The sequence below is a fragment of the Pseudomonas sp. B21-021 genome (genome assembly GCF_024749205.1).
Taxonomy (GTDB): domain Bacteria; phylum Pseudomonadota; class Gammaproteobacteria; order Pseudomonadales; family Pseudomonadaceae; genus Aquipseudomonas; species Aquipseudomonas paraglycinae.
The window spans coordinates 1519534-1532617 of record NZ_CP087192.1 but is presented as its reverse complement, the minus strand read 5'-3'; the positions used below and the strand labels follow the sequence as shown (position 1 = coordinate 1532617).

Here is a 13084-nt window from a genome sequence, read left to right as displayed (position 1 = left end):
GTTGCGTCATACACATTACACTCTCCATACCTGATCGAGCCTAGAGGTATAGCTAAGACTCATCATTTCACGCCGCATAGCCCAATCGGGGTTGACTGGCACACCCGCAGACCGCAGCGTTCCCCTGCCCCACCTCTCGTTGATCTTATCAAGCACCGTCATCAGCCTCGTCGCCTCGGCCGATTGCGTGGTGACAAATAGATCCTCGGTGAACTCGCCAGGCTGACAAAGATTGACGAGCATCACCTCTGCCTTGCTGTATTTGAATCCCGGCCGAAATACGCGCTCGACAGCGTTGACGGCGGCCTTAGTCAGCAAACGCACATCATCGGTTGGATATGACAGCTCGATCAGGACGCCGCTTGCGTACTTGGCCTCGTCCGGATTAAACATGCCGGTGCGAATGCTGACGCGGATCTTCTTGCAAAGCGAATTCTGGGCACGCAGCTTTTCCGAGGCGCGCATCACGTAAGTGGCGACGGCTTCCTTGATCGGCGCCATTTCCGTGAGGCGCTTGCCGAACATCCGGCTGCAGCAGATCTCCTGCCTGGGCGCATCCGGCTCGTCCAGTTCCAAGCATGAGGTGCCAGCCAATTCACGGGCGGTTTTCTCGATCACCACGCTGAAGTTTTTTCGTAGCGTCCAGGCGTCTGCCTTGGCGAGAACCATCGCAGTCTTGATGCCCATTCCATCAAGGTGCAGCTTCATGCGCCGCCCCACTCCCCAGACCTCGGCCACGTCCGTGTTGCGTAGCACCCAGTCGCGCTTGACCGGGTCGCAGATGTTCACGACGCCACCGGTTTGCGCCTGCAGGCGTTTGGCAGTGTGGTTGGCCAGCTTGGCCAGGGTCTTGGTGTGCGCGATGCCGACGCCGACGGGGATGCCCGTGCAGCGCAGCACTTGGCTGCGAATCTTGCAGCCGAGGCCGTCCACGTCGTTGATGCCGGTGAGGTCGACGAAAGCTTCGTCGATGCTGTAGACCTCAACGGCCGGCACCATCGACTCGATCAGTGTCATGACGCGCTCGCTCATGTCGCCGTACAGCGCGTAATTCGAGGAGAACGGCACGATGCCGTGCTGCTTGAGTTTGTGTTTGATCTGGAAATACGGCTCACCCATTTTCACGTAGGGCTTGGCGTCGTAGCTGCGGGCGATGACGCAGCCGTCGTTGTTCGACAGCACCACGATGGGCACCTTGGCGAGGTCTGGTCTGAATAAACGTTCGCAGCTACCGTAAAAGCTGTTGCAATCGATCAGGCCGAATACCGGCAGCGCCCTAGACATGGCTGCGCACGCTGCTGGTGATCACACCCCAGATCGCTAGCTCGTCACCTTCAAGGACATAGCGTGGCGGATACTTGGGGTTCTCCGACTTCAGGATGACTTCTCTACCGCAAAGGCACAGGCGCTTGCAGACGGGTTCATTGTTTAACAAGGCAATAACGATGCGGCCGTGGGCGGGCTCGATTGATCTACCGACGATGGCAAGGTCTCCCTCATAGATCCCGGCGCCCTGCATGCTTTCACCAGCGAGCAATACCAGGTAGCCGTTAGGCGCACGGATGTTCAGTACTTCATCCAACGAGATCTGCGCTTCGATGTGATCTGCTGCCGGCGAGGGAAAGCCTGCCGGAACGCGGAAGAGACACAGCGGCACCTTCGAGCCGCCCTCACTGATGGGACCGAGAATTGAGTAATTCATGACGCACGGCCCCATAATACTGTACGAATATACAGTTAACTTTCTGAAAGCCTTGAGGTCAATTCTTGCAGGAGATATCGGACAGGCGGGCTGATTATTGGACGGACAGCCGCACGTTCAAACGTTTTCTGATAGCGATCCAACACCCGATACCCTTCCTAGATTTCGAATTCCGATGTGGAGCGCCGGTTCCCAACGCTGAATTTAGCTTGCTCTTTCACGATAGCTTTTCAGGCACAATTACCAACGTCGAATTTGACTACGGCGTCCACGTTAGCTTCCCGACCTCAGTTTCCAACGTCGAATTTAGCTACCGATTTCACGTTGGTTTTCCAACCTCAATTGCCAACGTCGGATTTAACTACCGAATTCACGATAGCTTTCCAATCTCAATTCCCAACATCGGATTTAACTACCGAATTCACGATAGCTATTTCAATCTCAATTCCTAACATCGGATTTAATTACCGAATTCGCGATAGCTATTTCAATCGCAACTCCAAACATCGGATTTAACTACCGAATTCACGATAGTTATTTCAATCTCAATTCCTAATATCGGATTTAGCTACCAATTTTATGATAGCTTTTCCAAACTCAATTCCAATAATAGGATTTGATAAAAACTCACACTAGCCTGCCCCCTTTACTACCGAGCCAAAAAGCCGGAAAGCCTTGATATACAAGGACCACAGACAAACACAACACTATCAGCACTCGCTCGACACATGAGGTTTGAGCTTTTTTTTGGAAAGCAGCACCATCACATATTGACGCAGTTATTTATCTAGCCTTACTGTTAGCAACAGTTACAGAGAACCTCATTCCTCAAGCACCGCCACAATAACGGCGCGTACCTCTGCGAGTATTTAAAATGATAAATGCACTGCTGATTGTTGCGTACATCAAAACCGTCAACCTTATTACTCTTATTCTTACTTTGTATGCAGGCGGGCAGCTCTGGGGCTAGAACAGGCCGCCCAGCATTGCCGGCTCCCAGTTCATGATCACCAGCTCGCCACTGACGTCGGCCTTCCCCTGGCGCTGATTAGTAGCGGTGTAGCGGATGTCCAGAGTCTCGAAATGGAAGCCTGCAAACACGCGGCGGATATCCGGATGGTCGTTGATGCTGACCATCACCTTGCCCTTGCAGCGGCTCATGAAGTCGGCCATCCGCTCGTAGTTTTCGAACGGGAAGTCGACGCCATAACCAGCGGTCTGCCAGTAAGGCGGATCCATGTAGTGGAAGGTGTGGGCACGGTCGTACCGTTCAGCGCATTCAAGCCAAGGGAGGTTTTCGACGTAGGTGCCGGACAGGCGCTGCCATGCGGCCGAGAGGTTTTCCTCGATCCGCAGCAGGTTGATGGCCGGGGCAGTCGTCGCCGTGCCGAACGTCTGACCGGAGACCTTGCCGGCGAAGGCATGATGCTGCAGATAGAAGAATCGGGCGGCACGCTGAAAGTCGGTGAGGGTTTCGGGACGGGTCATTTTCTGCCATTCGAACACCTGCCGCGAGCTGAGCGCCCATTTGAACTGGCGCACGAATTCTTCGAGGTGGTTCTGCACGACGCGTTAAAGCGTGACCAGGTCTCCGTTGATGTCGTTGAGGACTTCGACCGGCGATGGCTGGGGCTTCATGAAGTACAGCGCGGCACCGCCAGCAAAGACTTCAACATAGCATTCGTGTGGCGGAAAAAGCAGAAGGAGGGGGGTCAGCCAGGCGGCGTTTGCCGCCCATCCAAGGGATGATGGGCAAAGACATAAAAGCAAAACCTTTACTGCATGGATATACAGGTGTTAGGCTCAAACTGCTTTCTGCACAGAAGCGGGAGCCTTGGCAGGACTTGCAGGGGTATCTGCAGGAGCAACGTTCGGCTCACGTGTTGACGCACGGGAACTGGACGCTCTTTTGATGCGAGGGAGAGGCGTTTTTTCAATGCGGCTTTTTCGAACTTGCTTCCTTACCATCCGTCGAATAGCGATGGATGCCAGTGACGGATTCACGGCCTGTGCCATCATCTACGTAACAAATGAATTGACATCAAACTTGACGTGACGATAATCGCGAGCCACTGTTGTGAGCAAGCTTGTTAACAAGCTGTGGATAAGTACAGGTTTGGTGGATCGACCACCCACCACTCACGGAGTGAGCTTTTCAGCCCAGGAGCTGCTATGACATATTCTCTATTCCTACAAGCGTCGCGAGTGTTGCCATCCGGCAACCAGCCCAGTCTGCGTGGACGTAACGACCAAGTCCTTGTGAAGGATGAGGTGGTGTTCCAAGAGTCGCACGATCCCTACCGTGCTTTGACCGAGGCTAGCCAGCGTCTGAATGATGGGAAAAGTGTTTTCTTCGCTGACCAAAGCCCAGCTCAAGAACAAGGACGTCGTGATCGTGCCGGAATCTTTTCCTCGCAGTAAAGATTTGCCCCCCCAGTCGCCTCTTTTCTGGGTGACTCACAAAGACAGATACCTTCGCCAACTCCTCTTGAAGGACATTCAAGAGGAGACTGGCCGCGCTCTGATCGTCTATTTTACTGAGTGCGAAACGTCAGGGGCGCAGATTGACACTGGTGACGACGTATTTTTTTCTGAGCTTCTCACCGCTTGCGCTGGACAACCTGTAGATCTCCTTTTAGAGACCAATGGTGGCATGACTGACGCTGCAGAGAAGATCTGCGCCCTGTTGCGCCATGCGGCTCCGGATCTACGAGTGATTGTTCCACGTCGAGCAAAAAGTAACGGAACAGTCTTTGCTCTCTGCGGAAGCGCCATTCTCATGGGGGTGGAGTCAGAACTTGGCCCAATAGACCCGTCAATCAACGGCGTTCCTGTTGAGTTTGTACTCAATCAGCCAACCGCGTTCGGCCCTCTAGATGTTGCTTTTGCAGCGGCGGCTCGCAATCAAACCAGAAAGCTCGCCAGAGACATGCTCTCTACTGGGATGATGAGCGAGCGAACTCCTGCCGAAATCGAAGAAACTATTGGAAAATTGGCTACCCGCGATCACTACCACTCTCATGGCTCAGTAATCGACATCCGTGAAGCGGTGAGCCTTGGGCTGAACGTAATTGAGCATCAACCAGATAATGATCTATGGCGAAAGATCTGGCTCTTGCGGACCATGTTCCATTACGACTGCCGCCAAAATGGTTATGCGAAACTGTTTGAGAGCGTATCGGTGAGCACAGCAGTCGCCGTTCAGAAGTCAGCGAACGCGTAATCATCAAGCAAGGAACGCAAAGGTTAAATATGAGATAGACCCGACAGGACCTAACGTGGAAACGATAACCTGTCGTCTAAAACAGCGGAGCTGAATGACACATTTAGCCCCGCTGTTTTTTATTTGATTGCCGATAAATGTTTGGCGTAATCCTGGCACGAAGCCAACGCTATCAGTCCCCTGTCACCGTCGTTGGTGATGGCGATAACTCTTTGAGCATGCGCAGGGTCAAGTTGGGCTCGTACGCCTCCATGAACCACGCCGCTGGTGGAGGTGGTGGCTGGCACTGCACAGTTGCCGGTGGAAGCTGTGGCATCGAGTAGGACTGACAGGCGCAGATCAGCAGTGGCAAGGCGGTCGCGCAGGCGACCTTGATCACGTTGGATCATCGCTCAAGGCTCAGTAGTGGGTTTGTTCGCTGGATGCCAGGCGCTGCTCGAGCGCGAGGCGTTTATCTTGTTCGGCACGTTGCTGCGCGGCCGAGGCCAGGGCCGGTTTGACGGGGGATGCGCAAACAGAAAAAACTGGCCTTGGTGGCCGGTTTTTTTGTGTCTGGGATTTGAGTTTTCCTTGGCAAGTCCAAAGATCGTTACCGTCGAAACAACACTGCCCCTGATCAGCTTATCGCCGCAAATTCCCCATACGTATGATCCTTCTCCGACGGCGAAGTCAGGATTAAACCCTCATAAGCAACGCTCCGTATCCAGGCCAAAGAGGCTGGTAACCAACCGGCACAGGGATCGACCATGAACGACACTGCTATTCCCGAGGGCTTCACTCCACTGACCCGCAGCAGTCCGTTGCTCGACTTGCTTGGCCCGATCTATACCAGAGGCAGTGGCTTGCAACTTGAAATCGGTCTGCGGACAGACTCACGACATGCCAATGGACGGGGCACGTTGCATGGCGGTGTATTGGCGACTTTGGCGGATGTCGGCATGGGTTACGCCATGGCATTCTCCAGCGACCCTCCCCTGCCATTGATCACGGCGAGTATGACCCTGGACTATCTCAGCGCGGTGCAGATCAATGAGTGGCTCGAGGTACGCGTTGAGCACTCCAAAAAAGGACGGCAGCTGGCGTTTGCCACTGTCGGGTTGCATGTCGGTGATCGAATGGTTGCCCGTGCCAGTGCAGTGTTCGCGGTGCCGCAGTAGTATCCCCCTGCATCCAACCGGTCTTGATGACCGGTTTTTTGTGTCTGGGATCTGGAGCAAGCCGAATGAATCAGAACACACTCAACAATGGTGCACGCGTAACCTCAACTACAGCTAACTCCATTTAATTGTGAGTTATCCCGACTAAACCGAGATAAGCCCCAAACTGTTGGAGTTAGAAGCAGCCAGCGGTTTCCACTTTCACGCGGGATCAGTCGCGCATTCTGGTCTAAGTCTCGCGTCTGAGACCGGTTCATCCTTGTCGACGCATATATTCCGCAAAAAGTGGGACGGTGAAATTCAAGTAGCCGTGATCTGTGCTGTAGATCATTCCTTTAGAGATTATGTTGGCACGAGTCGGACCTAGCGATGACTGTGTACGCCCCATCGCTTTCGCAATATCGGCCATTGCATAGGGGCCATCCCCGAGCTCTGACATCGTCTTCACGAACTGCACTTCCGACTTTGTCAGTCGATCAATACGCACCCTGAAAAAGCCCGCATCAAGAGAAGCCAGCGTCTCCGCGTATGAATGGTCCACATCTTCGACTGTGATTTCAGGCCCTTCAGCGTTGTTCCAAGCAGTGGATGCCCACTCCTGAAGGAAGAAAGGATACCCTCTCGTCCGATCAACAATATTGCCAAGTGCTGCGAGTTCGATCGAAGCCTCTTCATCCGCGATTGGCTTCTGCACTGCTTGAATTGCAGATACTTGGTCAAGCGCATCAACCGCAGGGTATAGAAAAAGCCGCTCTGCATAGGATTTTGCTTCGCCTGCCAAACGAGCAACCTGGGGAAGACCCGCACCGACAAGAAGTACCGGCAGCCCTTCTTGAGACATGTGATGGATCGACACAATAAGCGCAGATAAATCTGCTTCGGAAAGGTACTGAACTTCATCAATCAGAAGAATCCAGCCTTTGCCTGCTGCTTGCGCAGCTTGACCTATCACGGCAAAAAGGTCTGGAAGATCGTATTGAAGATCCCCGCTGTCAGCGAATCCTGGCTCCGGTTCGACACCAATCTCCACGCCTGCGATGTCGATCTTGAAAATAGAGGCGAAACCGCGCAAACCATTCAGTCCACGGGTCGCAATTTGCTTGGCAGCTTCTACAGCAGAAAGTGAGCGCATGACTTTCCGCATTTCAGGAAAGAGAAGGCGTGCAAGACTTTCACGCTCCGGAGCCTCTACCTTTGAAACGAGGAGCCCCTCTTCCCTCGCAATTTTTCCAATCTCGTTCAGCAGTACCGTTTTACCTGTACCTCTCAATCCAAGAAGCATGATGGATCGGGTGCTTCGTCCGTTGATGGCTCGCCCACATGAAATCCTGGCTGCCTCAAGGATTGCGTCGCGTCCTGCCAACTCAGGCGGTCTGCTGCCTGCGCCTGGAGCGAATGGATTACGGTATGGATCCATGAAAGCCTCACAAATGCTTATCTCTACACGAATATATCGATGTATAGCAGATATCCCTATACACCCTTATATTTCACTATATTTTGCTATTTATTGGGCTGAACTCTGTCACCCACACGAAAATTGCGTCTGAAATACTGACTCGAATACTCGCCCGATACGGACTTCGACAACACTCGACGCTTTGCAGCCAGGTTGAAATGAAACTAAAAACCGGTCGCGTGACCGGTTTTTTATGCCTGCCAGAACAGCTGCAATTCAGTCCTTCACCTCAACATGATCCAGCGCCTGATTCACCGCCAACTCCCCCAGCATCACCAACTGCGCAATGCCTATCGCGGTTCTGCGGTGGGTGGGGTCGAGGTTGGCGGCGAAGTTGTTGAGCATCTCGGATGCCGAGCCCAGTGACTCGCTGGCGTTGGCCAACAGGGATTCGGTGTCGTAGGCCGGGTTGGCGAAGTACATCGGGTCGGGCTGGTTGTTCGTGCCCATGACATGGGCGCCGGGGCAGAGGTAGTGATCGAGGGCGCGGTTGGCGGCGTCGTTGAGTTTTCTGGAGTCGACTGAGGTGTACGGGGATGTTGGGTCGGTTTCGACTTCAGGTGGATTCGGTGTTGGCTTGAACATGATTTCATCTCTCCAAAAACAGGTTGGAGCTGACCCATTCGGTTCCACGCGAAAGGAGGCAGCTGTACGCAGGTTGGAACCCGGGGAGAGACAACCCGGCAGACCCGAAGGTCTCCCGCGCACAGCCGCCATAACAGAGTGCACACATTCAAGGTGCGCAGCATACGTCATGAATAATGATTGTGCGTTCCAACTCTCCTCGGGGTTCCAATCCCGATCGCCGATTCATCAGCGACCCTCACAGGCTAGAGTCCGCACTTCCAACGGACAACCTGAAAACCTTGTGGGAAGGTTCAGTAAACATGGCCAACGCTTTAAACATCCCGAATCGAAAAACCGCGTTTACAGATCCCCAACACTCGCCCGGTTCTCACACTCGCCACGACCCGCTAGCATTTCCCCATCGCCCACTACCCTCCCCCTGCGCGGCCATCGACGAATACGCGCCATCATCTTTCGAGGGATTCAAAACCGTGGCCTCCGAGCCACCTAAATCAAATTCAAAAGAGCAGCAAACCCATGACCCAGAACATCTACGACGATCCCGAGTTTTTCCAGGGCTACAGCCAGATGAACCGCTCCATCGGCGGCCTCGATGCCGCGCCGGAATGGCCGGCGCTGAAAGCCTTGTTGCCCTCCCTGCACGGTTTGCAGGTAGTGGATCTGGGCTGCGGCTACGGCTGGTTCTGCCGCTGGGCCAGCGAACAGGGCGCTGCCGAAGTGCTGGGGCTGGATGTCTCGGAGAAAATGCTCGAACGGGCGAAGGAAACCACCTCGGCTGCGAACATCCGCTACGAACGTGCCGACCTGGAACACCTCGATTTGCCCGCGTGCACTTACGATCTGGCCTACAGCTCACTGGCGCTGCACTACATCAAGGATCTCTCGGGGCTGTTTGCCAAGCTGCATGCAGCGCTTAAACCGGGTGCGCATTTTGTGTTTTCCATCGAGCACCCGATCTTCATTGCGCCGCGCAATCCGGGCTGGCTGATCGACAGCGAGGGCAACAAGCGCTGGCCGCTGGACAGTTATCAGATGGAAGGCGAGCGGGTGACCAACTGGCTGGCCGACGGCGTGATCAAGCAACATCGTACGGTCGGCACGCTGCTCAACGCGTTGATCGACGCAGGTTTCACGATTCAACACGTCAATGAATGGGGCCCGAGCGATGCCGAAGTGGCCGCGCAACCGGCCCTCGCCGAAGAGCGCGAGCGACCGATGATGATGCTGGTCGCGGTACAACGCTGACTCCAAAAGAACGGGCCGATCAAATCGGCCCTTTTTCATTTCAACGTGTGGCGACAATGAACAACCGTGGAAACGGCAACAGCACCGAACCATCCGCCAGCGCCGGATAAGCCTTCGCGACCTCCGCCAGATAGTGCGCCAGATACTCCGCCCGCTCCGCTTCCGTCAACGGACTGAGGAACGGAATCAAACCACTGCCCTTGAACCACTCGACAACACCCGAGGCGCCGCCCGCCAACTGATGGTGATACGTCGTGCGCCACACATCGACCCGCGCGCAATGCGGCCGCAGCATCGAAAAATAGGCACTGGCATCCGCCATCTCGGTCCGCTGCCCCGCCGCGCCCGCCAGTTTGCTAGCCCAAGGCCCGTTGGCAGCCACTTCACGCATCAACCGATGGGACGGCTCGTTGAGGTTGTCCGGCATCTGAATCGCCAGGCTACCGCCCTGCGCCAACTTGCCCGCCAACGCCGGCAGCAACGTCGCGTGATCCGGCACCCACTGCAAAACCGCGTTGGCGAAGATCACATCGAACGGCCCTTCATCGGCCCATTTATCGATGTCCGCCACCTCGAACTGCAACTGCGGCAGACGCTTGCGCGCGGCATCGATCATGTCCGGCGAACTGTCGAGCCCCTGCACTTTCGCCCCGGGAAAACGCTCCACCAACAACTCGGTCGAGTTGCCGGGGCCACATCCGATATCGACCACAGAACGCGCCTCGACCGTGGGAATCGCGGCCAGCAAGTCGCGGGCCGGGCGGGTGCGTTCATCTTCGAAAGTGACGTATTGCTTGGCGGACCAGGTCATTGCGTTCTCCTGTCGTGGACGTTCTGGCGAAACGTGGAAAAGCGGCTGCCGTCACGATACAGCGATCGTGTTTATCTGCCTTCCCCTACGTAGGTCCGATATCGCAGGGAGCGCTGTTTTCGGCCGTGCCCACAGGGACTCAGAAAACTGTAAGTAGAATTTTCCGCCCACCCCCGATGTCTGAATTTCAAGCTCCCCCCAACAAGGAACACGGCCATGAAATTCGCAAAGATCTCGCAGAAACTGGCGCTCTGGGCCGGCAGCCCCAAGACGTTCATGGGGGCTTTGATTCTGATCGGGCTCTGGGGGTTGAGCGGGCCGATTTTCGATTACAACGACACCTGGCAACTGATCATCAACACCTCGACCACGATCATCACGTTCCTGATGGTGTTCCTGATCCAGAACACCCAGAACCGCGACACTGACATCCTGCATTTGAAACTCGATGAACTGCTGCGGGTGAACAAGGAGGCGCAGAACGCGATGCTCGGGCTGGAGTCGCTGGATCTCAAGCAGCTGGAAGCGCTGCGCCGGCATTACCGGGCGATGGGCGAGAACGAGGTGTTTGACCTGGAAGGTCTGGGGGACAAAAGTAAGCCGAAGCAGGATCTGAATGAATGCTGACAGGCAAAAAAAACGGCGCTAAAAAAGCGCCGTTTTCTTTGCCTCGGATTTAGCGGCTGGCCTGAAGTGCCCGAGCCATTTCCAGATGACTCTGCAACTTCGGCAGGGTCTCGTCGGCAAACGCCTTGATCTCCGGCACGTCGGTGGTCTGAGCTTCCTGCTGGATCTGTTCGATGGCTTCTTCCGTGGCTTTGACCTGACTGGCGGCGTAGGCCTGATCGAAGCTCGCGCCTTCTTTGACTTCCGGCATCAACGCCTTGGCCTTGTCGGCGACTTCTTCGCGGGGCGCCACCGGGAGGTCCAGTTTCTTGGCGATCTTCGCCAGATGCTGGTTGGCGGTGGTGCGGTCGTTGATGACGAGGATGGTGTAATCCTTGACCTCTTTGGACTCGGCCTTGCTGTGCGCCAGACGACTGGCCTCGATGTCGGCCATGCCTTTGGCCGAGGCCTCATTGATGAAGTCGGCGGGCGACTGGGCAAACGCGCTGCTGGCGAACAACCCCAGCAGGCTGACAAAACTGATGTGGCGTACTCGGGTGGCCATCCGGCTCATGGTCGCGCCCTCCTTCTTTGCAGATTCAAGCGGGAGCTTGCGCCCCCGCCTCTCAATCAAAACAACCTTCGCCGACTACTTCGATTTCTGAGCAGGCTTGCGGCCCATGTCGGTTTTTGGCTCTTTGTCGACAGTCGTTGTGGTGGTTTTCCCACCTTTGCGACCGGCTTCAGACGCCTTCGTTCGATCGTTGGCGAAGTTTCCCGAGTTCGAGTTTCTTGAGTTAGGCATGATTCTCTACCTCTTGGCATTGATCGTAAGCGAGCAGGTGCCCGCCTAGATTGAGAATTTCCTGACCGCCAAAGGTTTAGAAAAGTTGCCGTCGCCGCGACGAACGGTGAACCGCGAATCAGCTGTCCAGCCGCCGATGATTCTGGCGTTTGGCGGTGTACATGGCCTGGTCGGCGTGACGGAACAGTTGCTGTTCCTCGTCACCATGCTCGGGATAACGGGCCACGCCGATGCTCGGTTCGATGTGCAGGTTGTGCCCGTCCAGGCGCATGGGTTGCACCAGTACCTGCCGGATTTTTTCCGCCACGCTGTCGGCATCGTCGGCGGCGTGGACGCTGTGCAGCAGCACCACAAATTCGTCGCCACCGATCCGCGCCACCGTGTCGGTTTCGCGTACGCAGCCTTTGAGCCGGTTGGCCACCGTCTGCAACAGCATGTCGCCGACCCCATGACCAAAGGTGTCGTTGACCTGCTTGAAGCGATCCAGATCGACGTACAGCAGCGCCATGTGCCCGGACTGATCACGTGCATGGCTCAGCGCAGCCTTGAGCCGGTCGCGCAGCAGTTCGCGGTTGGGCAACTGGGTCAGTTGGTCGTATTGCGCCATGCGTCGCAGGCGGGCGTGCAGTTGCTGGCGTTCGATGGCGGTGGCGACCTGGGCGCAGACGTATTGCAGCAGTTCCTTGTCGCGTTCGGTGTATCGCTCGCCGCCGGGCAGGCTTTTGACGATCAGCGCGCCGATGGTGCAGTCTTTCGAGCTCAGCGGCACGCCGAGCCAGCACGGCGATTGCTGGCCGACCACCAGCGCGGCGAACTCCGGCGGCGCGTGGGGACAATCCGGGGTCAGGAGGATTGGCTGACCGCTGCGGATCACCTCGGCGCACAGGCGTCCGGTGACGGTGCCGGGTTGTTCCGGTTGCAACTCATCATCGTCGACGTGATAGGGAAAATTCAGCTGCGCGCAGTGTTCGTCGTACAGCGCCACCGAGAAATTCAGCGCCGGCAGCCACTCACCGATGATCAGGTGGATGCGCTTGAACAGCGCCAGCAGATCCTCCGCCGCATGGGCCGCTTCGGAGATCGCGTACAGCGCCGCCTGCCGGGATTCGGCGAGTTTGCGTTCGGTGATGTCACGGGCCACGGCGATGCGCAGTTGATCGACCTCCGACCAGCGCGCCGACCACAGGATGTGCACGACGCTGCCGTCCTTGCGCACGTAGCGGTTTTCGAAGTTGTGCTTTGGCTCGCCGCCCATGATGTCGCTGGCAGCAGCCAGGGTGCGCTCACGATCCGACGGGTAGACGTAGTCGATCATCGACTGGCCGATCAGTTCGTCAGGCGTGTAGCCGAGAATCCGCTCGCAGGCCGCGCTGACAAAAACGAAACGACCTTGCTTGTCGACCGCGCAAACGGCGTCCAGCAACAGATCGATGTAACTCGCCAGCGGCGCGGAATTTCGGCTTTCCATGGTTCAGCGTAGGTGTCCGG

The 13084-nt window shown here is 56.0% G+C and carries 12 protein-coding genes and 2 pseudogenes; 4 read left to right on the top strand and 10 right to left on the bottom strand.

Annotation, left to right across the window (positions count from 1 at the left end; translation table 11 throughout):
• Positions 1-15: 15 nt before the first annotated feature.
• The 3 genes and pseudogenes from umuC to LOY31_RS06805 all read right to left on the bottom strand — a co-directional run bounded on the left by umuC (position 16) and on the right by LOY31_RS06805 (position 3464).
• A complete protein-coding gene (umuC, locus tag LOY31_RS06815; protein WP_258713016.1) occupies positions 16-1284 on the bottom strand; it encodes a translesion error-prone DNA polymerase V subunit UmuC in 1269 nt (422 codons plus the stop codon).
• Entirely contained in the window at positions 1277-1702 is a 426-nt protein-coding gene (locus tag LOY31_RS06810) for a LexA family transcriptional regulator (RefSeq protein WP_258713015.1), read from the bottom strand. The genes umuC and LOY31_RS06810 overlap by 8 nt, the downstream gene beginning before the upstream one ends.
• A 966-nt stretch (positions 1703-2668) precedes the next feature.
• Positions 2669-3464: pseudogene (locus LOY31_RS06805) on the bottom strand (DNA adenine methylase).
• Between the two features lie 582 nt (positions 3465-4046).
• Here LOY31_RS06805 and LOY31_RS06800 point away from each other — a divergent pair.
• A complete protein-coding gene (locus tag LOY31_RS06800; protein WP_258713014.1) occupies positions 4047-4925 on the top strand; it encodes an SDH family Clp fold serine proteinase in 879 nt (292 codons plus the stop codon).
• 119 nt (positions 4926-5044) lie between these two features.
• Here the strand turns inward: LOY31_RS06800 and LOY31_RS06795 are convergent.
• Positions 5045-5414, bottom strand: a pseudogene (locus LOY31_RS06795) (lysis protein); the annotation flags it as partial.
• A gap of 257 nt (positions 5415-5671) precedes the next feature.
• Here LOY31_RS06795 and LOY31_RS06790 point away from each other — a divergent pair.
• Positions 5672-6082, top strand: a complete 411-nt coding sequence (locus LOY31_RS06790) for a PaaI family thioesterase (RefSeq protein ID WP_039772722.1) — start codon at positions 5672-5674, stop codon at positions 6080-6082.
• Positions 6083-6335: 253 nt separating this feature from the next.
• On the opposite strand, the gene LOY31_RS06785 is transcribed toward LOY31_RS06790, so the two are convergent.
• Positions 6336-7499 carry an ATP-binding protein gene (locus LOY31_RS06785; RefSeq protein ID WP_085605488.1) on the bottom strand — a complete coding sequence of 388 codons (1164 nt, stop codon included), beginning with the start codon at positions 7497-7499 and terminating at the stop codon, positions 6336-6338.
• 258 nt (positions 7500-7757) lie between these two features.
• Positions 7758-8126: a DUF6124 family protein gene (locus tag LOY31_RS06780; RefSeq protein WP_258713013.1), complete on the bottom strand. Its 369-nt coding sequence runs from the start codon at positions 8124-8126 to the stop codon at positions 7758-7760.
• 519 nt (positions 8127-8645) lie between these two features.
• On the opposite strand from LOY31_RS06780, the gene LOY31_RS06775 reads away from it, so the two are divergent.
• The gene (locus LOY31_RS06775) at positions 8646-9374 is read left to right on the top strand and encodes a bifunctional 2-polyprenyl-6-hydroxyphenol methylase/3-demethylubiquinol 3-O-methyltransferase UbiG (protein ID WP_258713012.1); all 729 of its coding nucleotides are present in this window, start codon (positions 8646-8648) and stop codon (positions 9372-9374) included.
• A gap of 40 nt (positions 9375-9414) precedes the next feature.
• Here the strand turns inward: LOY31_RS06775 and tam are convergent, their stop codons facing one another.
• A complete protein-coding gene (tam, locus tag LOY31_RS06770; protein WP_085605481.1) occupies positions 9415-10185 on the bottom strand; it encodes a trans-aconitate 2-methyltransferase in 771 nt (256 codons plus the stop codon).
• Between the two features lie 216 nt (positions 10186-10401).
• Between tam and LOY31_RS06765 the strand changes: the two genes are divergently transcribed.
• The gene (locus LOY31_RS06765) at positions 10402-10812 is read left to right on the top strand and encodes a low affinity iron permease family protein (protein WP_039772727.1); all 411 of its coding nucleotides are present in this window, start codon (positions 10402-10404) and stop codon (positions 10810-10812) included.
• Between the two features lie 49 nt (positions 10813-10861).
• Here the strand turns inward: LOY31_RS06765 and LOY31_RS06760 are convergent, their stop codons facing one another.
• From LOY31_RS06760 to LOY31_RS06750, 3 genes are all read right to left on the bottom strand, one after another.
• Positions 10862-11365 carry a DUF4142 domain-containing protein gene (locus LOY31_RS06760; RefSeq protein WP_207985292.1) on the bottom strand — a complete coding sequence of 168 codons (504 nt, stop codon included), beginning with the start codon at positions 11363-11365 and terminating at the stop codon, positions 10862-10864.
• A 75-nt stretch (positions 11366-11440) separates the two neighbouring features.
• Positions 11441-11596: a KGG domain-containing protein gene (locus tag LOY31_RS06755; RefSeq protein ID WP_077045875.1), complete on the bottom strand. Its 156-nt coding sequence runs from the start codon at positions 11594-11596 to the stop codon at positions 11441-11443.
• A 118-nt stretch (positions 11597-11714) separates the two neighbouring features.
• Complete coding sequence (locus tag LOY31_RS06750; RefSeq protein WP_258713011.1) at positions 11715-13064, bottom strand: bifunctional diguanylate cyclase/phosphodiesterase; 1350 nt, start codon at positions 13062-13064, stop codon at positions 11715-11717.
• Between the last annotated feature and the right edge of the window lie 20 nt (positions 13065-13084).

Bases quoted from the DNA above. Each gene is read 5' to 3' on its own strand.
- LOY31_RS06765 (WP_039772727.1), top strand. From the start codon at position 10,402: ATGAAATTCGCAAAGATCTCGCAGAAACTGGCGCTCTGGGCCGGCAGC.
- LOY31_RS06785 (WP_085605488.1), bottom strand. From the start codon at position 7,499: ATGGATCCATACCGTAATCCATTCGCTCCAGGCGCAGGCAGCAGACCG.
- LOY31_RS06780 (WP_258713013.1), bottom strand. From the start codon at position 8,126: ATGTTCAAGCCAACACCGAATCCACCTGAAGTCGAAACCGACCCAACA.
- tam (WP_085605481.1), bottom strand. From the start codon at position 10,185: ATGACCTGGTCCGCCAAGCAATACGTCACTTTCGAAGATGAACGCACC.
- LOY31_RS06760 (WP_207985292.1), bottom strand. From the start codon at position 11,365: ATGAGCCGGATGGCCACCCGAGTACGCCACATCAGTTTTGTCAGCCTG.
- umuC (WP_258713016.1), bottom strand. From the start codon at position 1,284: ATGTCTAGGGCGCTGCCGGTATTCGGCCTGATCGATTGCAACAGCTTT.
- LOY31_RS06810 (WP_258713015.1), bottom strand. From the start codon at position 1,702: ATGAATTACTCAATTCTCGGTCCCATCAGTGAGGGCGGCTCGAAGGTG.
- LOY31_RS06790 (WP_039772722.1), top strand. From the start codon at position 5,672: ATGAACGACACTGCTATTCCCGAGGGCTTCACTCCACTGACCCGCAGC.
- LOY31_RS06750 (WP_258713011.1), bottom strand. From the start codon at position 13,064: ATGGAAAGCCGAAATTCCGCGCCGCTGGCGAGTTACATCGATCTGTTG.
- LOY31_RS06775 (WP_258713012.1), top strand. From the start codon at position 8,646: ATGACCCAGAACATCTACGACGATCCCGAGTTTTTCCAGGGCTACAGC.
- LOY31_RS06755 (WP_077045875.1), bottom strand. From the start codon at position 11,596: ATGCCTAACTCAAGAAACTCGAACTCGGGAAACTTCGCCAACGATCGA.